We start from the raw sequence: 25,114 nt of genomic DNA, 5'->3' as shown, positions 1-25,114 counted from the left end.
CAAAAAGTTATAAGAGTCTTGTGGCCATATATTCAGTTGACCGAGTCCTGCAACTTGGTCGACAGGGAATGCACGGCCAGCAGTCTTGATTTTCTCGTCGCGACGCTCGCTATATCGACCGTTGGTAGCCACAGGTCGGACACTGCATCATCCCATCAGCGATCAGGAGGCAGCTCCGTTCACAGCGGTTACACGGACCTCCAACTGAGATACCTGACTGGCGGGCAACGGCGTGGACTGTCCGATCGAGCAACTGCAGCCGGGACTCGACCTGATCCAGTCGCGCGGTCATCTCCTGTAACTGGGACTCCGCCCGCTCGAGGCGTGTCGTCGCGTCCTCGAGTCGTGTACGGACTGGTCTGTGATCCCGCTGGCGGTCGTCAATCCGCGTGGGAATTCGAGGATTCATTGAGGCGGTTACGCGACCAGCAGCTATATAGATCGCTCTCAGTGAATTGACTCGTCGCCGCGATTCATCGACCACTTCGTTCACGGCTGTAACTGTCGTCTCCGGATGCCTCAAGGCCGAGCGAGACAGCGGTCGCCCACGTCTCGAGTGAGTGGTAAGCAGCCCCATTGTGATCGCTTGGCAGTGTCGTGAGACAACAGTGGACTGCCGAGTGGTATCGACCTCAACCAGGCTGGCGCTCCGCAGACCCGTCATCGAGACTGTTATCAGCATTCGTGTTAGTCATCGCATCTGAACTTATATGCAGTCTGGATGGGGCGGAATTTAAACCGGAAGGGATATATGCTGGCTTTTCTCACGGGTGTGTATGGTTCGTTACTCGGATGAGCGCTGCTCCGACTGTGGTGGCAGACAGAAAATACGCACCGACAACTCTACCTGGTGTCCAAACTGTTCGCTGTTCAGTCCGCCTGGCGTACAGTCGGCGTGACTGTGCAGTTGCCGATGCGTTCGTCGCCCCGTCGGCATGGCTGCGCTCGCGAGATTACCGCTGACGACTCGAGTGCGTAGCGTCGCGGTGTCGAGACGTAGAATTTATATCGATACCGTCGGGATATCCTCAGCTTCTCGCAGTTCGCGTTCGAAGAACTCGCGGTTATCGAGGATTTCATCTCTGTCCCACTCCCACCACTCGAGATCCAGCAGCTTCTCCCTGATGGCTTTGGGAAATCGCCATTTGACCCGTTCAGCTGGAACGCCAGCGACAATGGCGTACGGTTCAACATCGTCAGTCACGACTGAGCCGGCACCGATGATGGCGCCGTCACCGATTGACACGCCCGAAAGGATCGTCGCTCGAGTACCGATCCAGACGTCGTTGCCGACTGTGATCGGTCCCTCCGCCGTTGGCGGTAGATCGCTGTCGAGAACTTCGTCGTAAAATCGGATCTGCATCGACGGCTGCGACGTCTTGTGGTTCGTTTGTTGGAACGTCGTCTCCCTGGCAATCGCACAGTACTTTCCGAGCTCGACATCTCCGACGAGGTCGCAGTTCGGCTCGAGGTTCGTCCGCTTCCGAATAGTCACGTCTCCGTCGAGCACGCACCCACGGCTCAGTCGCGTGTGCGGACCGAGTTCTACCTGCCGTCGGAGCAAACACCCGATCGAAATTCGCGCCGATGGGGCGATATCCAGCTGCGTCGAATCGGAATACCGGTTGAACAGTTCGTGTGTCGCGGCCGGATAGCCGAGCATCGACAGTGACCGTTCCACGATGGTCTGGAGTGTCATCTGGGGCACTCTCTCGTCGACTGCTGCTCTTATATGATTTATTTGGCTACAGCGTACAGTCTCTCTCTGCGATCACTCAAAAGCTCCTGCTACCCGCAGTCAAACCGTGTTCTGGAGGCTTGCTACTCACCAACGCTCCGTCCGAGACGGCTAGCTCAGCCTTGTAAATTTCACCGAACACATATAAATCCCAAATTCTGAATCTGTGATATACTCAGCATACACATTCAAGAGTAACAGAACGCTACCGATTGCGATCGCTCCCACAGCCCACTCCAGCTGCTGGACGTGTCTATGGCCGATTCTCGAGCCGCATTCACTCGAGTCGATTCGAAGATGCGGACACGGAATCGCTTTTGGAACTGAAACGAGAACGACGCACGCTGAGCGATTTCGCGACTCGAGTTTCAGAACGAACGGACAGCGAGCCAGCGTTCGATGGCTCGACACCCGTCGTCTCACGACTGCTCACGGCTCAACGGCAGCTGTTTGTTCGCCTTCCGTGCCTCACAACGTTTGCTTTACACAAGCTCAACTGTGTTCTACACAACTGCACGTATTTCTGATAGCTGTTGGTGCTGCATACCGGTTTGAGACACTGAACATCGGCTCTGAGCGCCAGCTGGCACGATGCTCGATTCGGAAACGATACGCCAGTCGAGATCAAATCGACGCTGCTCGAGCACGTCACCGGCCAGCCGGGCAAGTTCAAGATCTCTCGAGCATACCACGGGAAGCTTCGTCCGGCGGACGGCTGGTACTGCTTCGTCGTCTCCAAGCCTCACGGCCGCAGCGGACTGACTGTGCTGAAAGAGAAGATGGTTTGCTCGAGCGATCTCCCGCTGCTCCGGTGGCGATCACCGCGGAACCGAGCGGGCGAATATCTCCATTGCAGATGTGTTCTAGCTACTCATCGATCATTTCAAGCGTCATCATCGTTTCCAGTGCTAGTTCGTTCGCAGTCATCTCGCCTGCATTGTACTCCTCGGTCCATTCAGTCTCGACATACCATTCCGAGATGGGTTCGCCTGCGATGTCGAGCGCTGTCGCTTCCAATCGTTCAACCTCAAGCCCCATGTTGACCGCCTCGGCGAAGGCTCCAGTGACGTAGCCCATCTCCTCTATGATTTCATCTTCGGTCGGACCAAGTGGGTAGTAGTCGAACGAAAGGACCTCCGCACCCAGCGTCTCTTCTTCTTCAACCTCCAGTTCGGCCACCTCAACACCCTCGTCTTCGATTACGATCTCGAACAGTGTGAGGATCTCGTCCTCGGTGAACGCATCTTCGTGTTCGTTGGTACTTCCGATTGGCACCCCAACAGCTGCTGCTAAGACCAGACCACCGCTCGCCAGCACACTCCGGCGGCTACGACCAATGCCCCCCTCTTCGATTTGATCTGCCATATCTGACAGCATGTGACTATGTGCCATATCTGGGGCCAAAAGACCCGGTTAGTGGTTCAATTGATAGTCACTGAATGCGATCACTCACATCTCTTCTTTAGTCTGAGCAGACACGTTGCACTCGACATCAAAGCTACCAGCTCGAGTGCTCAGCGTTTCCGTTCTCGTGTGCATATTCGGTAAATGAATTACCTCTCGCTCACGAAGTTGAGTGCGGTGAGGAAATGGGGTCGGAGGGATTTGAACCCTTTCGTTCGCCTAACGGCTCACGAAATAAACCCCCGACCCAACGCCTCGCAACCGTCGCTCGGCGTTTCCACTTTACCCCTTCAGGATTCATAATCTCAGATAGGTGGCCACTCGGTGCGACCGCTACACCCCAGCGTGAGTACACACGACCGACTGTGATCGGAGAACCCGATCAATGACACCCAACCGAAACGTTCACCCGCGCAAAGCACGGCGCGACTTCCTGACAGCAAAAAAGGCTACCCTCAAACACTCAGCCTACCGCGCCTACAAATACCCAACCAAACACTTCGTCCAATACCTCGAGCGAGAAGGCGTCGAATCTATGCAAGAGATGGACGGCTACCTAATCGAGCAGTGGAAACTGAACAGGCAAAAAGATGATCTCGCACCCGCCACGTTCAAAAGCAACGTCAAGCACATCAAAACGTTCGTGAATTGGTGCGAGAGTTCCAGCCTCGTCGAGCTGGGCATCGGTGAGAAGATCGACATACCGCAGATCCCAGAAGCCGATCAAGCCAGCCACAAACACATAACGCTCCAGACGGCACAGGAGATTCTTGGCTATCTTGAAACCTACCAGTATGCCTCGAGACAACACGCGCTGTTCTACACGCTCTGGGAGACTGGCTGTCGAATCTCAGGAGCTATCGCTCTCGACATTGGTGACTTCTATCCCGCAGAACGGAAGCTCGAGTTCGTCGACCGGAAGGAGCAGGGAACGTCGCTCAAAAACGGACCCAAGGGAGAACGCAACGTCACGATCTCCGAAGAACTGATTGGCGTCCTAAACGATTACATCGAGGTCCATCGTGAGGACGCGAGAGACGACTACAACCGGCGGCCACTCTTCACTACGAGAACCCAACGCCTCACGCGGCAGCGGGCGTACAAGAACGTCGTGGCCTTCTCGCGCCCGTGCGTGTACACGAACGACTGCCCGCATAACAAAGACATAGAGACGTGCGAAGCAGCTCAGAAAAAAGCGAAAGCCTTCGGCTGTCCGTCGTCAACATCAATGCATCCCATTCGCCGGGGAGCAATAACACACCACCTCAATAGCGGATGGCCCAAAGATAAGGTCAGCGACCGATGCGACGTCAGTATCGAAACTCTCGAGAAACACTATAACGAGCAGACAAAAGAGGACGAGAGAGAGACTCGAATGAAGTACGTCGATCGGTTGTAAGTTGGCCCGGAGGCCAGCGTAAGGAATAGTGGCCCGAAACTCCTGAATTTCGCACTTTCAAGAAAAACGGAGTACCAGGCTCTGTTGAAATCCTTCAGAGCGGATACGAACTGCGTGCTGAATACACAGCGCGTATCGTCCACGAGGGATCGCTCTATTCGTGGTCGTAACCACGGACTGATCAAACGGCTATCCGGTGTCTATTTGAGCCAATAGAGTGGCATCGAGGGCCTCAAGAATTATATCATTTCAGTCAGAACATCCAGATTGGTTATAGGAGTGAGCGCTACCGACCAATATCCAGACGACTGGGATGAACGACGCCAACGCGTCTACAAACGGGACGGATACAAATGCCAAATCTGTGGAACCAGAGGAGGACCGGGTGGGAATACAAGACTACATGCACATCATAAAACGCCTGTTTCTGAGGGTGGATCCCACCGGCTTTCGAACCTGATTACCCTCTGTCCAAGCTGTCACAACGATCAACACGACCACGACATCCTTGCCTGGACTAACTCTTCAAATTCCAAGAGGAGATCGTCGACCTTGTCTGACTGGGAACGCTACCAACGCGAGAAGAAGCACCGCACAAAAACTACACCTTGTGATAACTGTGAGGTTCTCGTAACGGAGCCGTATGCATTAAAGTACTCTAACATAACTGGCGAGCTCAAGCGCTGTTATAACTGTGGTGGTGACGACCTTCTTCCATCTAAGCGCGAGCCGACCTCTGTGTTTGAACTTGATCCTGATCAAGAACCCGGTGTTGTTGCATATGCCGTCGGGATCTTGATCATCGTGGCCAGTATCTTCCTCCTCATCAACTACTGGCAAATTTTCTTATCCGCCATTGTCGCTATAGTCATCCTGAAGCTGGCCATTAGCTGATTCAGGGTGTGAAATCAACGGTGACTAACCGTTGACCACATCCTCTGTATGCAGCACGACGCGCGAAACCTATCATCACTTGAGGACTTCAACAGAGCCGAGTACCAGGTATCTGGGGAGTTTGTAGGGGAAACCGTGAACTCAGGATCTATCACTTTCGGGGTTCGGAAAAAACGCGACCACGGGGTTTACGCGGCCTTGGTTCTTGAGAATAAAAGCCAATTCCAATTTCAACTCGGTTGACGAGACCTGTAACCTCACAGCAGTAGAAAAACCGTTAGAAGTCCCACGAGAACGACTGCAACCGTAATCCACACCCGTCTGTCCTTTAATTTTGATTTAGAACTCGAAGGAGCAGTCTGATGCCCCCGTCTGAGTTCAGGGCCGAGCGTATTTGTTTCAGCGATGTTTGGACAATTGTGGTTCTCCGGCAGCTTGTGCTTCTTACAATGGACTCGCCCACAGTAGTTGCACGTATAGGGCATATTGGTACCTTCTCCGCAGACACTGCATTTTGCCATAGAATATTGTCAATCGGGAATTGTTATAATACATAGTGAGTGAACGGATCACCGATAAGATCCTGCTTGATCTCTTTGACGCCCCGTTCTCGATCCATTCCGATCGCACGGAGATGCTGATACGCGATTGTGGGATTCATTGAGCTGTACTCATAGTGCGCGTAGAGATCGAACGTACCATCCTGGTTGTCGAACACCCAGACGTGCGTCTGCCAGAAGGCAAGCGCATCTGGGATCAGTGGGCTGCCGCTGACTCGTTTCGCCCACGAGGTAACTTCGTAGTCCTCGTCAGCACGATCACCGCGATACTTGAGGCCAGCCAGCACGTTTCTGTCGTATCCTGCCTCGTGCAAGAACGTCTCAATCTCCTCGAGTGGCGCTTTGACCGTACAGGCATACTCAGCGCTTACAGCTCTGTTGACCGTGAAGAGGCCCAACTCTCGAGCCTTCCCGTCAAGAGAAGGGAGCACAGCTGCCCGGAATCCATTCCAGTAGGAATGTTCTGGTCCGAGAAGCGCCCCGTCAAAGACGTAATAGAAAACGTAGAACGCTGCGAATACCGCTATACCTAACGCTACCTGTTGAAAGAGAATGTCGTCAATCATTGGAGAGATAGTTGCTACTCTTCGTCCTCAACAGACTGCGTATCTAACATGATCTGATCGAGTAGCTCTTTCCCACCTACGCCACCAGGATTCAGATTAGCGTTAGCCGGGCTGTACTCGAGATACTCTGCTACGTGTTCGTTTTCGCTCTCGAGAACATCAAACGATTTCTCCGTGTCCACTTCATCGGAAACGGGGTGGGTTCCCGAACCAACATCTGCTTTTCCAATGACGTTTCCATCTACGTCGACAACGACGAACTGTCCAGTTTCAGAATTGTATTCCTTCATTTGAATAACTCCATTTAATAGCCGCTAATTATCGCTTCAATCGTCTCAGTTGTACACAACATCCTGTCCGATCATGAGCGCATACTCAATCCATTCCACGAGATTCGTGATGTCTTCGTTAGTCACGACCGCGTAGTACCACCCTGGTGGAACAATGAACGGCGTACCCAGTTTGAAACCTGAGTTGGTCGAATTGAGGTCCCAGTGAATCAGGTTGTTCTGTTCCACGGTGGGTGAAATTGAAATCTCGTACCCTCCTCGATCGCTGAACGATGCGTAGACAACGGTCGGATGATCTGTCTGATTCTGATACCACGTATTGGGGCTACGGCTAATATCCCCAGCAGACATGATCCACGGGCCACCGCCGCCGTTAGTCGTCTTGAGATCGACGTACTCCTTCGTGACTGCGTGCTTGTCGTGAGTAACAGGCGCGTCGACGAAGACCTGCGGCGTGATGACCCGGTTCTCGTTCAGAAAAATTCCCTCATGCTGAATATCGCCGGTCACAATGCCGCCACCAAGAGGCAGTGCACCCGTTTGAGTCGCATTCACGTTGTGTGGGTTACTGTAGTCTGGCAGGTGGTCGTTGACAGCAGTTGCAACGCTGTTGTGAGCATCTCCAAGGGCGTTGAAATTCGAGGTACTCGGCGCACCAACCTGCGTATTCGTGACGTTGTGTGGGTTGTCCGTTCTCGTCTCGTGATTGTTGATCTGATTACCGATGTTGTCAATGTCAATTTCGTTGTCGTCAACTCGATCACTGAGCAACTGTAACTCGGCTTCTGTCTGCACCAGTTCAGATAGGTATGCAACTTCGCGCCAGTCAGCGGCACTCTGGTCATAGATCGCCAGCCTGCTGTTGTCGGAACGCCAGAACAGTTCGCCGTCTTCTGGGCTTCCGGGATAGTTCGATCCCGAGCCGGACTCGAGGCGCGTGTTCGTCAGAGAAACCAAGTGGTCGAGATCCTTCTGTGCGTGGTGATTGAAGAAGTTATCCCACTCATCAACGGGCTGTTCGCCATCTGTGTAGCTGTATCCGGTGGGATATTCCACCCCAGAGCTACCCCAGGTTTTCAGATTAGAAATGTAGTTTGCCATATGTCAGTTTAAGATTCCAGAGTAAGTGCCACCGTTACCGTTCGGTTCACCAAACTCGTCTAACCCATCGTATCCGAGTTCGGAGTCGTGCGAGAAGCCTGCGTCGTCGTAGTCCTCCGGCGTAATGTACGTGAATGTGCCTCGGAACGTCAGATCGACTCGGTAGCCAGCAAAGACTGTCTCGTTGAAAATTTCTCGAAGCTCATCTTGGTCAAGATTTGTCGAATCCAGCGCCGCTTGGGGAAATTCAATGACGACGACACCGTTCTCTAAATCTTCGCTATACTGAAGAGCTGAAATGTTAACGTCGAGAATCAGCGCAATAGACTCGAGAAGGTCAGATATTGTCCCTTCACCGGTCATGAGAGAGAACCGATTCAGAACACGGGGACGGTAGTTATCGATGCAGTCCTCAGATTTTGGATTGACATCGACGAGTTTCGCTAACTCGAATAGCTGATCGATCGAAGTTGCGTTCTGTGGAGTCGTTGCATTTGTGACTTCCACGATGTCCTCCTCGAGAGCATCAATGGCGTGTCCAACTACATCGAGAAGTTCGTAGTTAGGGCTGGAGGGATCGTTCGGCATGAACGGGGGGAGTTCCCGCGCCATTTCATCTCCGTTGTTGCTTAATTCCTTTTCAGACATCAGGCCTCACTCCGAGTAATCGAGATCGAGCCATCCAGCGCGTCACTGGTTGCTCGCTCATTAAACGCAATTTCAACGTTGCTGGTTCCAGTCGGCGGATCTGTAGTGCCCACGGTCAGCGACGTTACGTCATGGACGCCTCGAACGTTGTAGATCGCGGTCTGGACCCTGCCGATCAGAACATCATCACCGACGCCCAGTCCTCCTTCAACTGGATTCCCGGACGAAGCCAAGCCGCCAATATACGAGACAACCGAATCACGAACAGCTTCATCGCCTTCGTACTCGTCGTCAACCTCGAGTTCTATATCGACGTACACCTGGACCACGTTCGGCCTCGAGAACATGACTTCGTGCGTCTGCCCGTTCGGAAGTTCACCTTCCACTTGGACGAGAGTGCCATTTGCACCGCCATATGCCGTATCAGCTGCACCCTTTTTGTCGATAATCATCTGGCCGATCTCTTGTTCGTCTCCGCCCTCCACGACCAATTCAAACGAATGATCGGGAAGGCCGCCAGCTGCCGTGAGGTCAACACCAGAGTCGTTAATGAAAATGCTAACACTTCGAACATTTGGAACTGAACCAATAGCCGTGAGGAGTGCTGGCGCAGTGGCCGCAGATCCCTCAGCAAGATCCTTCTTTGCTCGGTTTCGAAGGTCCTCATCAAGCTCTTCTTCGCGACCACCATCAGTGGTCTGTGAGTTCGTAACCGCGTCAATTCCAGTCGGCGGCGACGGCATGACAGTCAACGAGTTAGCGCCAACGTTTCCATGAGCACCGCCCTCCGTAGCGCGAATCGATACAGTGACTTCCAGGTCTCCAGCAGGTAGAACTGCCGTTTCAGTGGTTTCGAAGCGAACTGGGTCGATCTCATCTGTCTGGAGGACCGTTCCCGAAGGAATCGTGTAATCAACGCCGCCCACGGAATTGCGCGAGAAGGTCGCCTCACCAGTTGCTTTGAGCGCTTCACGACGCCGAACACCGATTAGAGCCGTGAGAAGGTCCAGTGCCATACCTTCTGCATACTCGAGTTGTGCAGAACTGAGAACCAGTCCAATGTCGTCCTGAGTTTCTGCCAGCCTGTTCGCAATGGGCTGGTAGAAGAGCCGAATAACAGCCAGCTGTTCGTCGTTCAGATCGTCGCCGAAATAGTCCTTTGCGTCTTCCAACAGTGCATCGAGAATATCGTTGGCACTGTCGGACTGAAATTGTCCGTCTATGATTGTCATTCTATTGTAAATTTAGACCAAACGTTTCTCCGGTCAGGTAGACGACAGAGACGTCAATTGCATCGGGAATATCAACGCTTGGCTCAACGACCACAGAAGAAATATCCTCGAGTCTACCGTTCTGTCTCGCAATTCTGTCAACCTGTAACTCTACCCGACTCAGCGCTTCAGAGCTGTTGAACGTGCCAATTTCCTCATAGAAAAACGTAGTTAGCCAGATAGAGAGTGACTGTTCGAACTGCTTCCGTCCTTCAACCATCTCGAGGTCGTTCCGTGCCCCGATGATGATCTCAAAGTTTTCGTCAATCGCTATATCCTTCATTCTGCGTTCGTCTTTTGCGTAAATTCGGGTGTCACGTTCGTGACTTTCCCATCGCCGTCTTTCGATACCACAATATCCGTTATCAGCGGGACACCCCCGTTCCCGAGTGAAATAGAGTCACCGTCAACAGTCACGTTTCCAGATGCTGTAATATGAACATCGTAACTGCCACTGGATCGCTGTACACGAATCTCGGTCTCATCGTCGAACTTGAAGCAGAAATCACCCTGACCCAAATCCGTGGGAATACTAAACGAAGGTGGACTGTGCGGGAAGCGAGCGACAAATTCGCGGTCTGTTTCAGTGACCTCCACGATGTCGCCTTCCCTCGGCACTATCCACATACCAGAGGCCGGTGTCAGGAAGCGCATCCGACGACCTTCGCTACGTGGCGTCACGGCCACGTTCACGTAGATGTCTTTGCTCTCTTCCTCTATGGTAACAGATGTAATTCTACCTAATGTCGTCATTTATCCCTCCACGAAGTCCGCTATCGAGTCGTACACAATGTCACGACGACGATCAACCATCACAGCCTTCGACTGAATGTCACCGTCTGGAAGGCCGCCTACCGTCGCCGTGATCTGCCATCCGACCCTGGTATTGATGTCGTGCTGGATCTCGTTGACGACGAAGTGTCCGCCGTCTACGTTGTCGTCACAGTGCTGCTCGATTTGGGGAGACACGAAGATCGAATCGCCGATCCCCAGCTCGACCAAGTGAACACTGTCCGTTGATGCAATTCCGTTGAAGACGATGTTGCCGTTCTTGTACCGAGCATACTCATTGATGAGAACACCCCGGACGTATCGTTCGAGCGCCGTTGCAGATCGAACCCTGATTGGTTCATCGAACGAGATAACTTTGTCTCCGTCACCCACCCACGCTTCAGCCTCTGGATAGAGATTTGCAGTAGACCGGTCAGCGCTGCGGTATCTCCACGAAGACCCCCTTGCCGTCACTTTGTGAGCGTGGCTGTGCCCTCGAGTGACGTTGTACTGCTGAATGACGTACTTGTCTATCGAGGGATCTCCGTAGATCGGAATTACTCGGGTATCAGCGAGTTCGGGAAGGCCGATCCACAACGTTCCGTCAGTCTTCACCCACGGAACCAAGCCAAACTCATTGCATACCTGGAATAAGGCATCAAGTAGGGGAGTATCCTCGAACTCGAATCCGCCCTGATAATCGGGAGCATCGACGTAGGGCATGAGATCCATCGCCGTCTCGATCTTCCATACATTGTAGTTCTCAACGAATCGGCGCAACCGAGATAAGCGACTGTTGCTGCCCTGCGTCCTTTCTGCGGTTGTCATCGCATCCTCACTCAGATTGACGAGTTGGTTGATGATCGCCCGATTGTTGAATGAATCAGCGCCCTCAACGCCTTCGTCGATGTAGTCAACCCGTGTAATTGCGTTGTGGGGATCATCGATCATACCCACGATCTTCTGGATAGCGTCGTCGACGGTCACGCTGTCCCAGACCTGAGTAATCGTCGTTCGATTAAGTCGGGTCAGTGGATCACTGAGCGTCACCCACGCCTGCTGGTCGCCCTGAACCGTTCGAACCTCTTCTGGATCGTAGACGTATCGTCCCTGATCGACTCCACCAACAGAGATGATTACAGGCTCGTACTCGAGGCCCTCCTCTTCGTGCCGATCGACGAGCAGAGCCGCCGCCTCTCTCGAGATTTTCACACGGGCGTACGAGAAGCGGTCGCGACTAAGGCGAACACTTGCCTCGTACGCACGAAGCTTGACGCCCGTCCGCAAGAAGCGTAGCTCGAGGCCGTTCTGAAAGTCACAACTCTGAGTCATAGTTAGCTGCTCCTTCCGTAGCCCATCGTTCTACCAGAGGCAGGAGTGAAAGAAGAAGAAGAGCGCCCATCGTCAACGACACCCTTGTTGTAGAATCTGAGGTGCCCAGCCTCGTCGAGACCGGTACTGACGAGATCCAGATTATAGCTCCACAAATACTGCTCAGTCATTGGGTCCCAACCGATCGGTCCTTCGTATTCGCCCTTTACGACGCGGATCTCACCGGAGAATCCCGGTGTGATTAGGTCCGCTGTCTGATTGTGGTCGAGTACGTTTTCAAATGCCTGCAGCTCGTTCTGACGCAACTTGCCAGAGACATGGATCTCACGGTTCTTTCCATGAATTTCGAAAACATCCTCGAGACCACAGAAGTTGGCGTGTCGCACAAGGTTCCGCTCCTTCCCGATCTGAATACGCTCGGGAACGAAATGGGGTCCAAAATAGATGCCGTTTCCTGAGATACTAAACGGAGACTGACTCCTTAGTATATCCAGGGCCGTGTTATATCTTGAATTGAAGCTATTAATTGCGCTTGAGATCATATATTAGGTTTAGAAGGTCGGTCTCTTCGTGCCGACATCGTAGTCAGCTTCCTGCCGGTAGAGTCCGGGGAAGTCGTCTTTCATCTTGTTGTACTCGTCCTTTCCAACGTCGCCCTGAATGTTGATGACCGTCGTTCCGCCAGCAACGGCACCCGCAGGTGCCCCACCGAAACCGCCACCAAAGCCAGAACCAGCGCCCCGGTCACCAGTGTCAATGTCGGACGTGAATCCTTCAACAGCAGACATGGCTGCTGCTGCACCCGCAATTGCGAGAACGGCACCAACACCGGTCAGACCGAGTAAGAGCGCCTTTGCCTTCGCCGCACCCACAAGGGCCGCCGTGTAAGCGTAGATCGCGCCGGTTGCCTGTAGGATCGGCGCAATCATCGCAATGAACGCGCCAGCGAGTCCCATCGTCTTCATGACCGCCATGAGCGCCAGCGCCTTCGTCATTGCCGCAATAAAGACCGTGAATACGACCAAGAAGGCGGCCATTCCAGCCACCCACTTGTTAGTCAGAAGGTTCGCGATTCTCGAGATGACATCTGCAACGGGCTGGAGTACACCGATCAACAGGCCCCAGAGCATGAAGATACGGTAGACCAGAATCAGGAACGACTTACCGACACTCAGCACCTGAACGATCGCGTTCTGATTCTCGTACAGCTCGTCGACGAGCCACCCGAAGAAGTCGAGAAGCTTCTGTCCCATGAGCTGCCCGAACCGAGAGGTTAGTTGTGAGATTTGAGGCTGAAGTTGAACTGTCTTCAGAATCAGCGCATCAATCCAGCTAATAATTCCCTCTCCATGTCGACGGAGCGCGGGGACGAAGACCATGAGCTGTTGGAAGCTCCCGGTTAAGCGACCGAGTGCGTGAGGCGCTTGTCGGAAGAACGAATCCATGACAGGCGCGAACGTCTTCGTGACCGGCTTGAAGACTTTGAACAGCTCACGACCGAACAGGCGTAAGCGGACTTGTGCCAAGTGCAGGCTATCCGCAGCGTTTTCGCCGAAGCCAATTATTCCAAGAAGGCCCACGGATAGCCCCGCTGCTGCCGTTGCACCCATCGTCGCAGCCATTCCCATGATGGCCGTGTATGCGACCGCCATGAACGGCATGATGAACGCGAAGAGGTCTTGCGATAGCTGCCCTTTCGGGATCAGCCATTTGTGAGCGCCCTTCCCAAGCCTACGGAAAATGGAACCGTCATCATCGTCGCGGCCTCCACCGCCAAGTCCCGGAAGGCCTGGACCACGACCACCGCCACCTGAGCCTCTTCCTCGAGACATGACATTCTCGAACAGTTCATTCGGAATGATGCTCGCCGCAAGGTTGCGGTTACGAACCTCTTGTCGGCGTCTCTGTCTTTGAGCTGCCGCTAAGACGGACGTATCCCCAACATTAAACTCTCGAGTTGGCTGCACCGCACTTCCCTCTATTCGACGAGCACGACGGTTAGATCGAGCAATGTTTCCTAAGAAGTCGTCCTGTGCAGCCAGTGTATTCTGAACTTGGCGCTTCCGTTTCAGCGCCTCCATCTTGGCAATCGTCTTGTTCAGCTCATGGTCGTGTGTCTTGATGTAGACGTTCTCGATGCCACTCAGATTCTCAATCTTCGCCTTTGTCTCCGTAATTTTCCTGTCACCGAAAATCTGGAGCATCGTCTCGATGACTTCATCGATCGACTCCATTCGGAGCTTCAGGTTCTCGATGTCTCCCTTGCCCTTGATGTGGAACTCGGGAGTGATCGTCTTCTTGCTAATCTTATCGAGTCGCCGCTCAAGACGCTCGAGAGTGCCCGAGAAATTATCGATAAGATTGACGGTGACTCGTACGTTATTCTTGGTCATCTGATCCTACGTTAACATAAGTAGTTGTCTCTGTCCGGCCACCGCCGTTCGGTCGTGCCATACTGTTCAACTGACCGCTGCCAGAACCGGAACCGGCGCTGTTCATCGCAGCCTCCTGCTCTTCCTGCTCTTTGACCATGCTCAGTTCCAGCACCATTCGCTGGAGCGGCGTCAGTTCGGCCTGCGTCACCGCAAGGGGAACGCCAGCCTTTGCTGAAAGGAGATAGACGTTAGCGGCTGGCCCCTCTTCCACGAAAGCGCTCAGCGTCTCGAATGTCACCCGCCAGATCGAGAACCTCGCCGCCTAACTCAACGGAGTATCCGCCGACCATGTTCTCAACCATGAAATCGACTTCCTCCTGGGTGTGTCCCATTGACTCTCCGTCGATACCGAGCTTCGCGGCCTTCTGCATCAAGAGCACGAAATCTTCATCGAACACTGAAATGTCAATGGGTGCGCCTTCGCCGTGCTCTTTTTCTGCCTCTTCTTTCGCCTCACGGATCTGCTCAATAGCTTCCTCCTCGTCAATGTCGAGAAGTTCCTGCATCAGCGCCGTGATCGGTAAGAACTCTGCATCGACGAGAGGCCGGAGAACAACCTCAACCTCTTCGCCGAACATTTCGAAATCCAGTGTCTCGCGGTAGGTTTTCCCGCGAACAACCATATCGTAGAGTTTCGATCGACTCTTTTCTGACTCGTTAGTGTCACTCATAGTAAATTAAATTGCGTATATAGAGACCGCTTGAATGGGGAAACGCGGGATCGCCCGCCTTCTGGAGCGAAGACGTGCTACTGTTCAGAACCGCCTACTGTGGATTCGTGTCGCCGTCTTTCGACATTGCCACGAACTCGAACGCCGTTTCCGTGGTCTCACCAGACGTAACTTCGTAGCCCTGATTCGTCACCAAAACCGTGTCATACGACGTTGGGCTGCCATCGAGGTGCGTAATGATGATGGCAGGCAGGACTTTGGGAACGCCGTTCTCATCAAAGAACTTCGGCTCGAGATCCTTCTTGTTGCCCTTGATCGTCATGTTGCCACCGTACTCGATCCGGTTAATAGAGAACCCGGACGGGATGATGTTGCCCGCACCATAGATCGTCTCAATTTCAATGTCCTTGCTGACACTGAGCTGTTCCACTGGGACCTGTTCCTCACCGACGTTCACACGAATGTCTGCCGCTGATTCTTTTCTGTCAACCATAGAAGATTAAAGTAGTAACTGCAAATCGCTCGAAAAGCGCTCAAAAACGAGATTGGCTTATTCGACCTCGCCTGCCGTGACCACTGCGCGGATGTTGCGCAGAGGCTTGACCGTCTCAATGCCCACGTTCACGCGAGCTTCCATCGCGCTGATCGGCTCAACCTCAATGTTGTAGCCGGTGATAGCGTTAAGCTCGAGAAGTGCCTTGAGTTCGGACTTGATCGTCTCTCGGAGCGCGTTCCGAGACGACTGAGTGTGAAGTTCGCCAATATAGGTGTCCGAGTTATCGTTCACGACCACGGTAACGTAGTCAGTGACAAGTCGGGAGATCCCCTGTCGGAACTCGGATTCCTCGTTGTTGGAATCCTCAACCGTCGTCATATCGTCGATGACGAGCGCTCCAGCCCGCTCGTTCTTGATCGGATTAACTCGCTCCGAGGAGAGCAACTCCATTTCGTCACGGCTCAGAGAGACAGATAGATCACGCACAGTCGACAGGCGCTTGCGCATCGGACTGGCGTTCATGCCGAGTCGGGATCGAAGGCCGATGTAAGAACCAATGATACTCTCACCGTCAGCATCAGTGGCTGGATACACGAGCTGTACTCGAGAGGAGTCGAACGAATTGCTGTATGACGAAACGTCGTTTTGATCGACGTCTGCTCCAGCAATGGCAATAGCGAAATCTCCGTTGGACTCCATGTCCTTCACCGCGTCATGGAGATAGCCTGCAACTGCTTCGTCGGTTTCCACAAGTCCAATGAAATCCAGACGGTCGCCTTCCTCTTCGATCAGCGCGTCGATCGCTGATTCATAGTCTGCTGGTAGCGACCCACTGGGTGCAACTGCATAGACCGGGAACGCGCCCTCTGCGAGCGCATTTCCGATGTTCACAGCAAGCGGGCTTTCTCGACCGAACACCGTCTCAGCAGCTGGTGCGCTGGTAATTCTGTGAACTTCATTAGCAGAAGCGGTCCCATCGATGAGATCAGCCTGACCAACCAGACCAGTCTCACCGGGGGAACCGACATTGACGCCAACAGAGCGCGAACTCTGGACAGTAGTCTGTACGCCGGGTAGAATAGTATTTCCAATAGTAACCATATTGTAGATTAGATAAACCGCAAAAACGGAGAGCGAGAGAGCTACTCCGCGTTGACGTTGCGCTCGATCGACTCGAGGGTGTCAACGTCGTCGTTGGTGACTTCCTTGACGTAGCGGAATGTCACCGTCTGGTCCGTCTCGAACCAGTTGGGTTCTTCAGTTGGCTTCGAACGAGAGAGACCGTCGCCAACCTGCCACTCGAACGTATCCTCGTGGAATTGTTCGGGTCGATATTCGTAGGGGAGAAAGACCTCGTGAACCATGTTCACCAGCTCGTCACGCCCTTCCTCGCCCCAGTGGGGTTCATCGGCCATGCGGATCTGCTCGTCGTCGTACGTCTTGATCCAGAGATCCAACCGCATTTCAAAATATGCGTGAAGGACTTCTGAGACGGCGTTCCCGTTCTCGTCACGAGTAACACCGGCATACGGATTGTTGCCTTGCAGTCGATCGAGACGCCGGGTAGTCCACGAAACAATGACACACGGAAAGTTCTGGAACTCGCCGCCACCCTCCGTTCGAACAGTAACGTCAGAAGGCAAATTCTCGCTGAGAACTTGAACGGTACGCTGTATGGCCTCCTTCTCGTTCACTTCCCACCCCCGAACTGGGATCTCAATTCCTTCTCAATGTGCTTCGATACCGTGTCAGCCGCATTCCGCTCCATATAGAAGTGTGCAGCTTCCATGTACCCAATTCCCTGTAGACCTTCGCGCTTGATCTTCTCTTGAAGCTTAAACGCTCGATCCACAAGCTCGGGATCTAAACTGTCAATGTCCATAACTCGCCATAATGTCCTGCTATTCGCTGTCGTCCAATACCAGATTCAGCTCCTTGATGTAGCGACTGGATACCAACTTCCTACGGAGCATCTTCAAGCGGCGCTCTGGTGGCGCTGATTCGCTTTCATGAAGGTTGGTACGGACTTGTTCGGGAAGGTCGCCGTCGTCGATCGGAACCTCCATGTCCACCTCTTCGTACGGCGCTATCTCGCGCTCGAGTTGCGTGCGGTATCGACCGTCGTAGTCAAATTCCCAGGGATCGCCGTGAACGACGCCCTGCTCACCAACGCGGTCTACAAACTCGAGTCTCATTAGTAGTTGATACCCATTCTGTCTAATTCAGCCTTTGCCAGATCAGACGGCTCGAAGAGATTCAGCCACGTTTCCATCAGATATGGGTGAACGGTGGCAATTCGCTCAATGTTATCGGCCACATATCGACGATCTCCGGCTTCTGAGACCTGTGTACGCATGATCTGCGTCATGACCGCAGCCGTCTCATGTGTATTCGTCATTCCGTAGCCATCGTACAATGCTGTGTACCAGCCAAGATCCTCATTGCCAGTGCCGTACTCCTGGCTTCTCGCATAGATGTGTGTATACAGCGTCCGATTCAGCGCCTCTGCGTACGCCAGACGGGGATTTGATTGCATATCCGTCGTCAAGTACTGCTGACCGTCTAACGGCCCCTCGAACGAAGCACTGCCCCCTACTCGCTCCCAAACATCGACCGTCGCACCGACTGGATTGCCCTCAGAGTCAACAGAGAAGAAATCCGGGTTGTTCACCTCAGTGTCTCTGACCTCGTACTGCCACTCGTCCGGTCCAACCTGAAACGGCTGGTCGTTGGTAAACTCGTACGTGGTCGGGAACACCGCATCGTCGAACATGATGTCGATCTGGTCGCCTTCCCGAACTTGTGGGTTACTCGGGTCGAATACCTCGGGTCCGGGCTGATCCACGATCTCACTCCCAGGGGTGGGATCGAGACCGTCAACGTAATCGGGGACCGTCTCAACAATATGATCCCACTCTATCGGTGTAGTCCTGTTATCATGGCTGTATAGCATGAACAGCTCGGGATCTCTGTGCAACTGGTAGTCGTCAGTAAATCCATCTGGATTGACGGTCCACTCGAGAAGATTACCACGCCGGTACGTCCCCAGTTGTGAGTGATCTTTGTCGCTGCTGTAATCGTATCCCTGGGCGTTGATCCACAGGTGCATTAACTCGTGGTTCCACACATCCAGGTGTCTGTTCCGCTCGTAGTACAGACCGCCTTGCTCCACGAACGGTTGCGTACCAAAGTAGTCGTCTCCGTCTAATTGTGGCGGACCAGCCTCGAGAATGTGCGCGTTCTCGCTCCGATCAGAGGGTAACTGACCGATCTGTCGAAGCCTCTCAGTGGCACGCATGACCGAACGGGGATTCTTGTTCGCATCAACGAATTTCAGATAGGTGTCGTCAATCGCGTCAAGATCAGCCTGTGGCAGTTGCTCGTACGCGAGGCCGTACGGTGCATCCATGCCTGGACCTCGATTCACTTGATCGAACAGAGACCGAATGAGATCCATCTGATCGGCAGGTGCGAGATCATCCCACAGTTGCCCGCCCAGTAGTCGCCATGAAGAGCTGCCGTCCCACGGCACTTCGACGAGTTGTCCATCAACTTCAATCAGAAGGTGGGAGTCAAACTTTCCGCGCACGATTCCGTTCGAGAACGCGGAGGACTCGAGATCCAGAACACGCAGCTTCTGCCCGTAGAAGAACTCGTCAAAATCTCCCTTCAGGCTATCCTGATTGAAAATGCGGTAGCCTTCTGGAACGTCTGCGCTCTGCGTACCGGTGCCGCCACCAGGACCGGGACGAAGTTTTGGACTTCCCCCGAACCCACTCGTCCCGAACTTGGTCATCAAGTAGAGGATCAGAGGTGCGAGCGGCGGCCCACGCGCTCCGTACTGCGCTCCGTGCTCGAGTGGGGCCGCGTGGTCAGATGTGTTCGCGAGGATTGCTATGCGGCCTCTGGGGTCCTTCTTCGAGTTCGTTTGAAACGAACCGATCAGATCCCACTGCCAGATGGCATCGCGTTGGACGATCCGATCGGTGGCAACGTCTTCGCCACGTTCAACGATCTGCCACGAGGCATCGCGCATCCCCTTCTCAATAGAGCGTTTTATTGTCCGGGGAACGCCGCCGTCGTCGACACTAACGTTGAATCTGAGCCTCTTTGCCATCCACTACCTCGAAAATTATTGCTCGACGAAGCGCTGCATCTGTCCCTCGATGTGTGTCTCGTACGGGACCAGCGTCTCGAGTTCCCACAACTGCTTGTCAGCGTTTGGGTTCTCTGGATAGCGCTCGAGAGGGATCTCGATTATATCTTTCTCCTGCACAACAGAGTCGTGCTTGAAGAATATGTGCGGCTCCCAGTAGACGCGCTCTCCGTAGCGCTCTTCGTATCGATCGGGACGCGCACCACCCGGACTCGTGCCGGGATAGTACATGACCGCAAGCTCGTCATCCGAGACGAGGATCTTCTCATCCTCCCCCTTCCCGTACGGGTCATTGTAACCAAGATCGACTTCACGCCATACTTTCACCTCTCGAGCAGCACGCTCGAAGATCAGGTTGATGACGTTGAGTCGGGCATCAATAATTCGAGACATTAGTTGTCACCGTACGTCCGATCCATGCGACGAACTGAACGAATACCATGACCGCTTGTCCGAGCACGAAGGTTTGCTATGTGCGTGTCAATCTTCTCGTACCAAACACGGGTGATGTCACGAACGGGAAGCTGGTGGATCTTCACTGATCCAATGTTGAAGTCCAGGCCCTCGAGTTCGCCCATGTAAATTTTCGAGAAGAGCGCAGTAGTCCAGAAAAGCGCACGTTCGGCGCTCCGGTGCTCGTATTCGTAGAAGTTGGAGATGTCCAAGGCTGCCTCAGCACGAACCTCGTGTTTTGCAGTTTGGATCATTTCGCGCCACGTCTCATCAGCCATTACTGCATCGGAGTACCCGGTCAGAGATCGTAGCTCAATTATTAGTTCTGTGTCACTGTTTGCCATATCGTACTAAAGAAAATCATCCGGTATCCGGTGTCCTCCGAACTGATCCAATTAGTGGATCAGGCGACGTTGGTCATGTGGAACTTCACGCCAGCGAGTGGGTCAGCGATAACCGCACCGTAGCGGACAGATCCGTAGCTGCCGAGCAGCTGTCCAGGGTCGCCAACGGGACCGCCAAACTCACCCTGAGTGAGCTGAACGGGCCGAGCCTCGTGGAAGTAGATCGGCTTCTCGTCGGCAGCGATGACGTGAACTTCGTCGTCGGTGAGCCACGCCGTCTGCATGAGATAGACACCATCAACGCGCATCGTGGTGTCCGGGAGCGCAGTGCTGACAAGCCCTTCCGCCTCGGGAATGAGGTACTGCGCGTCGTACGCAAGTTCGTCGACGAACTCAGCCGCCATGTCGCTGCTCATGAGCGCAATGGTGGGGCGCTTGCCGTGGTGCCGAATCTCCTTGTTGGCCTCACGGATGTGGGCCGTGGCCGAGTGTTGATCGGCGTCACCGAACAGCGCCTCGGTGTCGGCGAAGACGTGGTTGTGACTCTTGGTGAACGTGTAGCTTCCGTAGTCTTCTGGTTCGAACCAGAGGTTGGTGCCGTCCGCCCAGCCATCGCGAACAATGTCGAAGAGAACTTCGTGCTCTTTCTGGAGAGCGCCCTTGACGAGCGTCTCGTACTGTCGGCGAACGATGTCAGCCGTGTTGTCCTCAATGAACTCCTGGGAGAAACCGAGAGAGCGTCCGTACTTTTTGACGGAGAACGCCATTTCAGTGGACTCGAGTCGCCCGGTGCGAGCGTGCTCACCCTCAGCGAGTTCTTCCCACGTCATGTCCCCCGTGTGGACACGGAAGGTGCGCTCAGTGACCGTCTGAGCCAGAAGCTCGCGGAAAGGCCGTTCCGCTTCGTTAAACAGATCGATTTCAGCAACGGCGTCCAGCAGAAGGTCAGAGAGCGGAACGTCGTCCTTGGTGGTGATTTCGCGGTAGATTGCCATAGAAATATCTAAGAATTTAAATTATCAGCAGAGAGTTACTCGCCAGATCAGGCGGTGTGGGTGTGCGGCTGAACGGCCAGCATAATGCGGTCTTCAGTCAGCGCCGTACCGACAACCTGAACGAGATCGCCAGCACTCGAGGGTGCCGTCTGCGTGTAGCCGCCACCAACATCGAGATAGACGGGAAGTCCGGGAGTGAACGCCCAGTCGCCGTCACCGTTCTCGACCTCGACACCGTACGCAATCGTGGACACGCGGTCGCGTCCAACGAGAGCACGGTTAGCCTCAATGACGAGCTTAACTTCCTCCTGATCGTAGTTCGAGAGATCGTCAGCGGGAGTCAGAAGAGCGCCGATCGCCATGAGCTGATCCGAACCAGCTCCCGCATCGGCCTTGACCATGTGGCCGTCAGCGTCGATTCCAACGAGGTCGCCCTCATGCATCGTCTCGCCAGCAACGGCTCCGTGTCGGTTAATAGGCTGTTCAGCACCAGCAGTAGCAATTCCAATGTCGACCATAGAATATCAGTAAATTGTGTAGTAGGGGGTTCAGAGAGAAATGCCGCCAACGCTGCTCAGACGAGCACGGGCAGCCTCTTTTCGGCTTTCCAGGGCATCGCTCGAGAAGGCGGGCGACTTCTGAGGCTTGTCGGCGAACACGGTTTCCGGCTCATCGACAGCGCCTTCGTCGGCTTCCTGTTCGGTGGCCTCTTGTTCCTCAGAGAAGCGGGCCTCAGCAGCTTCGTCAGCGCGGCCAGTCATCTCAACGAGTTCGCCCATCGAGAAGCGCTGTGCGAGAAGCTCCTGGTCGATGTTCGTGACCGTAGAAGCCTTCTCGGAGAAATACGCTCGAGCAGCTTCGAGATCGCTTTCAAGATCCTCGATGTGCTCGGCGTATTCGGTGGCCTTCCCAGCGGTCTCCTCGAGTTCGCTGTAGGCCGTGATGTTCTCTTCGTGAGCGTCCATGACCTGCGAGAAGGTCTCGCGGAGGTCTGCTTCGCTCATCTCATCGATCGGGGTTTCAAGTTCAATCTTCTTCATATGTAGATTAGATTTCGGTAAATCGCGCCCGGCACGACCCTTTGAGGTGCGACACCGGAGTTTCAGCTTCCAGTTGTTCACTAAACACGCCAGCTTCTCTGGCCGCCTTCGCGAACTGGGGAGATAGCCCGCCATCGCTACCATACCCAGCCGGGAAGGGTGTCAGCGAGAACTCTACCATCGTCGCGTCAACAAACTCGGGTTCCCCTGCGTCGTTGCGCTCGATCCGGTAGTCGTTCCCGAACCCGACAGAGCCGTCATTGATCGCTGGTGGTTCATGTGTAAAGTCGGCAATCACGTCGCTGCGGACGGTGTTACCGGTGTTTGGAATGTGTGCGAGAACCCGCAGGAAGCCGTTCGAGAATCGCACGTCCTTGAGGTGCCCAACGTTCGACAGTTGTCCCTTGTCGTGGTCTAACTGGAGAGGCAACGTCTCAGAGAAATTCTGAGACACACTGCTCAGAAACTCGTCTGTGATTCGGATGCCCTTTCGTAGACCTGGCTCCATCGCCGCGAAAATCACGTCAATCGAACCGTCCTCGTACTCCTTTACGCCGTACTTGTTGAAGCCATCAGGCCGCCCAAGTTCGTCTGGGAGAGAGAAAGAGACGTTGAACGCCAGCTCCTCATCAATCGTATATTCCTGACTCATAGTCTATTCATGCTAAAACCTCAGAAGATCGCTCATCTTCGCAAAAAGCGCAACGATGGCAGATCCAACAGTGAACAGACCACCGGATAGAATAACGCTATTCCGGTCAACGCGGGCCTCCAGTTCAGAGAGGCGCTTGTCACGCCTCGCATTCTCCTGAACGGAGCGCGTTTTCATGCGGTCAAGTTCACGCTGGATCGCTTTGGTTCGCTCTTCGGTGCGAGCAGTATTCTGAAGAAGTTGTCTGATTACATCTTCGTCGACGTCCATTTCGTGTTCGTAGTTACCTCAATTCTCACTCGTTCGATACATCTCGCTGCCTGCGACCGCCACTCGAGTCCCGCTCGGGATTCTGTCGTGATCGGACTTCGCGGCCAGCGGATTCGGCCCCGCTTCCCGTACTGGTTGGTGAACCACCGTTGGGATTCTGAATCGAGTCACCAGCCCCTCGCAGGTCCTGCAAGAGTCCGACGATCTCAACCAACTCGCTTTCATCGGGAAGCTCTGTCTCGGGGTCTATGCCAACGCGCTGTGCGAAGGCCTCGCGAGTGAGGAACCCTTCATTGAAGAGCTTAATAGCGGAGTCAATCTCTAAGCGACCTTCATCGCTCGAGTGCTCTCCGAACACGTAGTCGGGGGGAAGTTCATCGTAATCCTCCGGGTTGTTCTCCCCGAGAATGCTGACGAAAATCTGGTATCGAATTGCGTTCTTGATGATGGAACGATAGCGCTGAATCCGCCTATCGAACTTAGGCATCAGCGTGATCGAGTCGTTGCGACCAACGTCAGCGTCCATGTTCAACAAGAACGCAGGAATGCCGAGACCAGCTGCAATGCGCTTCTGAAGGTGCGCAAACGTGCTGTCCAGGTTCAACATTCCCGCCGAAGTGGACGTACTGGTGACACCGACGACCTCGTGATCCACATCGTGGCCGACTGCAATCATCGATTCCGGCTCGATCATCTCAACGGTGTCAAGCCACTCCTCGATCTGCGTGTCGTTCCACGGGCGCTCCTCAGTGCCACACTTCCATATCACGGGCGGGTACGCCTTCGTCGAGATGAAGCGTGCCAGATCAATTTCCATGTCGCGCAGGAAGTTCGCCTGCTCTTCGATCCGCTCAATCAGTGAGTGACCGAAGTCTTCGCCGGGGTGCTTGTGGAACGTCAGGTGAGCAATGTCGTACGGTCCAAACTTGATATCGTCGCCGCCGTCTTCTCGCTCCATGAGATACTCGATGATCTCACCCTTGTCGTCCGTCTGGATCTTCATCCGCTCCGTGGGCAGCAACTTCGGCTTGAATACGTCGTCCTCGACAACGATCTCGAGGAATGCTGTCCCGTCGACGAGCGCGTGCCACACCCATTCGTAGAGAACAGTTTCAAACTCAGACGTCTCAATGAGCAGTTTGAACGCTGCAATATCCTCGTCGGTCTGTTCTTGATCCGTGAATGGGATATTCGCGGGTTGGATCGAGAAGCCAGACCCCACGAGGTAATCAACGAGCGTATCGATCGACTCCCCGATGTGGGGGTCCATGTTAGCGATAAGCCGATAGTCGCTGATCTTCTGTTCTGGAGGCTCACTGACTTCTGGACGGCCACCAGCGCCCGCAGGACGCTTGATGACGGCACGCGGCGCATCTAAAGCGAATCCGACGCGCCCGTCAGCGGCACGTCTCATCATGGCCGCTTTTACATTACTCATATATCAGATTGGGTTAAATTTAGAGGATTATCCGAGAGTCCGCACGATCACTACAGATGCGAAGTGACCACCAGTTATATGTAAAACAAATTAGTACAGGGGATTATGCAACCCATAGGAACAGTCGTTTCCCTTGCTGTTATACTCGCTATTTTCTATACCTATATTCGCTGGTATTGGAACGGGGATG

General features: G+C 54.0%; 31 protein-coding genes and 2 pseudogenes. 4 read left to right on the top strand and 29 right to left on the bottom strand.

All coding sequences use genetic code 11. The features are described 5' to 3' along the window. Positions 1-109 precede the first annotated feature (109 nt). Together DV706_RS14160 and DV706_RS14155 are read right to left on the bottom strand one after the other, a co-directional pair. Complete coding sequence (locus DV706_RS14160) at positions 110-409, bottom strand: hypothetical protein (protein ID WP_006065743.1); 300 nt, start codon at positions 407-409, stop codon at positions 110-112. A 594-nt stretch (positions 410-1,003) separates the two neighbouring features. Continuing rightward, entirely contained in the window at positions 1,004-1,699 is a 696-nt protein-coding gene (locus tag DV706_RS14155; protein WP_006065742.1) for a CatB-related O-acetyltransferase, read from the bottom strand. Positions 1,700-2,316: 617 nt separating this feature from the next. On the opposite strand from DV706_RS14155, the pseudogene DV706_RS22090 reads away from it, so the two are divergent. Beyond that, a pseudogene (locus DV706_RS22090) lies at positions 2,317-2,605 on the top strand (hypothetical protein); the annotation flags it as partial. Here the strand turns inward: DV706_RS22090 and DV706_RS14145 are convergent. Further along, the gene (locus tag DV706_RS14145) at positions 2,606-3,103 is read right to left on the bottom strand and encodes a hypothetical protein (RefSeq protein ID WP_006065740.1); all 498 of its coding nucleotides are present in this window, start codon (positions 3,101-3,103) and stop codon (positions 2,606-2,608) included. It lies immediately after the preceding pseudogene. Between the two features lie 424 nt (positions 3,104-3,527). Between DV706_RS14145 and DV706_RS14140 the strand changes: the two genes are divergently transcribed. The 3 genes and pseudogenes from DV706_RS14140 to DV706_RS22085 all read left to right on the top strand — a co-directional run bounded on the left by DV706_RS14140 (position 3,528) and on the right by DV706_RS22085 (position 5,435). Next, positions 3,528-4,541 carry a tyrosine-type recombinase/integrase gene (locus DV706_RS14140; protein WP_006065739.1) on the top strand — a complete coding sequence of 338 codons (1,014 nt, stop codon included), beginning with the start codon at positions 3,528-3,530 and terminating at the stop codon, positions 4,539-4,541. A 279-nt stretch (positions 4,542-4,820) separates the two neighbouring features. Beyond that, a pseudogene (locus DV706_RS22500) lies at positions 4,821-4,979 on the top strand (HNH endonuclease); the annotation flags it as partial. 114 nt (positions 4,980-5,093) lie between these two features. Further along, complete coding sequence (locus DV706_RS22085) at positions 5,094-5,435, top strand: hypothetical protein (protein ID WP_240756782.1); 342 nt, start codon at positions 5,094-5,096, stop codon at positions 5,433-5,435. Positions 5,436-5,692: 257 nt separating this feature from the next. Here DV706_RS22085 and DV706_RS14130 read toward each other — a convergent pair whose 3' ends face one another. From DV706_RS14130 to DV706_RS14000, 26 genes are all read right to left on the bottom strand, one after another. Beyond that, entirely contained in the window at positions 5,693-5,920 is a 228-nt protein-coding gene (locus DV706_RS14130) for an AN1-type zinc finger domain-containing protein (protein ID WP_240756854.1), read from the bottom strand. Between the two features lie 59 nt (positions 5,921-5,979). After that, positions 5,980-6,561 carry a hypothetical protein gene (locus DV706_RS14125; RefSeq protein ID WP_006065736.1) on the bottom strand — a complete coding sequence of 194 codons (582 nt, stop codon included), beginning with the start codon at positions 6,559-6,561 and terminating at the stop codon, positions 5,980-5,982. Between the two features lie 14 nt (positions 6,562-6,575). Continuing rightward, entirely contained in the window at positions 6,576-6,851 is a 276-nt protein-coding gene (locus tag DV706_RS14120; RefSeq protein WP_006065735.1) for a hypothetical protein, read from the bottom strand. Positions 6,852-6,896: 45 nt separating this feature from the next. Continuing rightward, a complete protein-coding gene (locus tag DV706_RS14115; protein ID WP_049889731.1) occupies positions 6,897-7,952 on the bottom strand; it encodes a hypothetical protein in 1,056 nt (351 codons plus the stop codon). A gap of 3 nt (positions 7,953-7,955) precedes the next feature. Then, positions 7,956-8,600 carry a DUF4230 domain-containing protein gene (locus DV706_RS14110; RefSeq protein WP_006065733.1) on the bottom strand — a complete coding sequence of 215 codons (645 nt, stop codon included), beginning with the start codon at positions 8,598-8,600 and terminating at the stop codon, positions 7,956-7,958. Further along, the gene (locus tag DV706_RS14105; protein WP_006065732.1) at positions 8,600-9,832 is read right to left on the bottom strand and encodes a baseplate J/gp47 family protein; all 1,233 of its coding nucleotides are present in this window, start codon (positions 9,830-9,832) and stop codon (positions 8,600-8,602) included. The genes DV706_RS14110 and DV706_RS14105 overlap by 1 nt, the downstream gene beginning before the upstream one ends. A 1-nt stretch (position 9,833) precedes the next feature. Further along, positions 9,834-10,154 carry a hypothetical protein gene (locus tag DV706_RS14100; RefSeq protein WP_006065731.1) on the bottom strand — a complete coding sequence of 107 codons (321 nt, stop codon included), beginning with the start codon at positions 10,152-10,154 and terminating at the stop codon, positions 9,834-9,836. After that, positions 10,151-10,624, bottom strand: coding sequence for a hypothetical protein (locus tag DV706_RS14095; RefSeq protein WP_006065730.1), 474 nt, complete (start codon positions 10,622-10,624; stop codon positions 10,151-10,153). Before DV706_RS14095 ends, DV706_RS14100 begins: the two co-directional genes overlap by 4 nt. Next, positions 10,625-11,854 (bottom strand): hypothetical protein, encoded by a 1,230-nt coding sequence (locus DV706_RS14090; protein ID WP_136350901.1) that lies wholly within the window; start codon positions 11,852-11,854, stop codon positions 10,625-10,627. It abuts the gene before it with no gap. Between the two features lie 122 nt (positions 11,855-11,976). After that, on the bottom strand, positions 11,977-12,516 hold the full coding sequence (locus tag DV706_RS14085) for a hypothetical protein (protein ID WP_006065728.1): 540 nt from the start codon (positions 12,514-12,516) through the stop codon (positions 11,977-11,979). 9 nt (positions 12,517-12,525) lie between these two features. Beyond that, positions 12,526-14,367, bottom strand: coding sequence for a hypothetical protein (locus DV706_RS14080; protein WP_006065727.1), 1,842 nt, complete (start codon positions 14,365-14,367; stop codon positions 12,526-12,528). Continuing rightward, entirely contained in the window at positions 14,354-14,620 is a 267-nt protein-coding gene (locus tag DV706_RS14075) for a hypothetical protein (protein ID WP_006065726.1), read from the bottom strand. Before DV706_RS14075 ends, DV706_RS14080 begins: the two co-directional genes overlap by 14 nt. Next, the gene (locus DV706_RS14070) at positions 14,598-15,080 is read right to left on the bottom strand and encodes a hypothetical protein (protein WP_006065725.1); all 483 of its coding nucleotides are present in this window, start codon (positions 15,078-15,080) and stop codon (positions 14,598-14,600) included. The genes DV706_RS14075 and DV706_RS14070 overlap by 23 nt, the downstream gene beginning before the upstream one ends. Before the next feature lie 94 nt (positions 15,081-15,174). Further along, positions 15,175-15,573: a hypothetical protein gene (locus DV706_RS14065; protein ID WP_006065724.1), complete on the bottom strand. Its 399-nt coding sequence runs from the start codon at positions 15,571-15,573 to the stop codon at positions 15,175-15,177. 57 nt (positions 15,574-15,630) lie between these two features. Next, the gene (locus DV706_RS14060; protein ID WP_006065723.1) at positions 15,631-16,467 is read right to left on the bottom strand and encodes a hypothetical protein; all 837 of its coding nucleotides are present in this window, start codon (positions 16,465-16,467) and stop codon (positions 15,631-15,633) included. A 251-nt stretch (positions 16,468-16,718) separates the two neighbouring features. After that, the gene (locus tag DV706_RS22080; RefSeq protein WP_240756780.1) at positions 16,719-17,039 is read right to left on the bottom strand and encodes a hypothetical protein; all 321 of its coding nucleotides are present in this window, start codon (positions 17,037-17,039) and stop codon (positions 16,719-16,721) included. A 438-nt stretch (positions 17,040-17,477) separates the two neighbouring features. Next, entirely contained in the window at positions 17,478-17,771 is a 294-nt protein-coding gene (locus DV706_RS14045; protein ID WP_136350900.1) for a hypothetical protein, read from the bottom strand. Continuing rightward, the gene (locus DV706_RS14040; protein ID WP_006065719.1) at positions 17,771-19,693 is read right to left on the bottom strand and encodes a hypothetical protein; all 1,923 of its coding nucleotides are present in this window, start codon (positions 19,691-19,693) and stop codon (positions 17,771-17,773) included. Before DV706_RS14040 ends, DV706_RS14045 begins: the two co-directional genes overlap by 1 nt. A 15-nt stretch (positions 19,694-19,708) precedes the next feature. After that, a complete protein-coding gene (locus DV706_RS14035) occupies positions 19,709-20,125 on the bottom strand; it encodes a hypothetical protein (RefSeq protein WP_006065718.1) in 417 nt (138 codons plus the stop codon). Next, positions 20,125-20,463, bottom strand: coding sequence for a hypothetical protein (locus tag DV706_RS14030; protein WP_006065717.1), 339 nt, complete (start codon positions 20,461-20,463; stop codon positions 20,125-20,127). Before DV706_RS14030 ends, DV706_RS14035 begins: the two co-directional genes overlap by 1 nt. A gap of 125 nt (positions 20,464-20,588) precedes the next feature. Next, positions 20,589-21,524, bottom strand: a complete 936-nt coding sequence (locus DV706_RS14025) for a phage major capsid protein (protein WP_006065716.1) — start codon at positions 21,522-21,524, stop codon at positions 20,589-20,591. Positions 21,525-21,571: 47 nt separating this feature from the next. Continuing rightward, positions 21,572-22,042 (bottom strand): hypothetical protein, encoded by a 471-nt coding sequence (locus DV706_RS14020; RefSeq protein ID WP_006065715.1) that lies wholly within the window; start codon positions 22,040-22,042, stop codon positions 21,572-21,574. 30 nt (positions 22,043-22,072) lie between these two features. Continuing rightward, positions 22,073-22,564 (bottom strand): hypothetical protein, encoded by a 492-nt coding sequence (locus tag DV706_RS14015; RefSeq protein WP_006065714.1) that lies wholly within the window; start codon positions 22,562-22,564, stop codon positions 22,073-22,075. A gap of 7 nt (positions 22,565-22,571) precedes the next feature. After that, the gene (locus DV706_RS14010) at positions 22,572-23,216 is read right to left on the bottom strand and encodes a hypothetical protein (RefSeq protein WP_006065713.1); all 645 of its coding nucleotides are present in this window, start codon (positions 23,214-23,216) and stop codon (positions 22,572-22,574) included. Between the two features lie 12 nt (positions 23,217-23,228). After that, positions 23,229-23,486 carry a hypothetical protein gene (locus DV706_RS14005; RefSeq protein ID WP_006065712.1) on the bottom strand — a complete coding sequence of 86 codons (258 nt, stop codon included), beginning with the start codon at positions 23,484-23,486 and terminating at the stop codon, positions 23,229-23,231. 25 nt (positions 23,487-23,511) lie between these two features. Beyond that, entirely contained in the window at positions 23,512-24,900 is a 1,389-nt protein-coding gene (locus DV706_RS14000; RefSeq protein WP_240756779.1) for a phage portal protein, read from the bottom strand. Positions 24,901-25,114 lie beyond the last annotated feature (214 nt).

The sequence above is a fragment of the Natronorubrum bangense genome (genome assembly GCF_004799645.1).
Taxonomy (GTDB): domain Archaea; phylum Halobacteriota; class Halobacteria; order Halobacteriales; family Natrialbaceae; genus Natronorubrum; species Natronorubrum bangense.
Note: the sequence above shows the minus strand (reverse complement) of the source record. Positions and strands in the feature narration are given on the sequence as shown.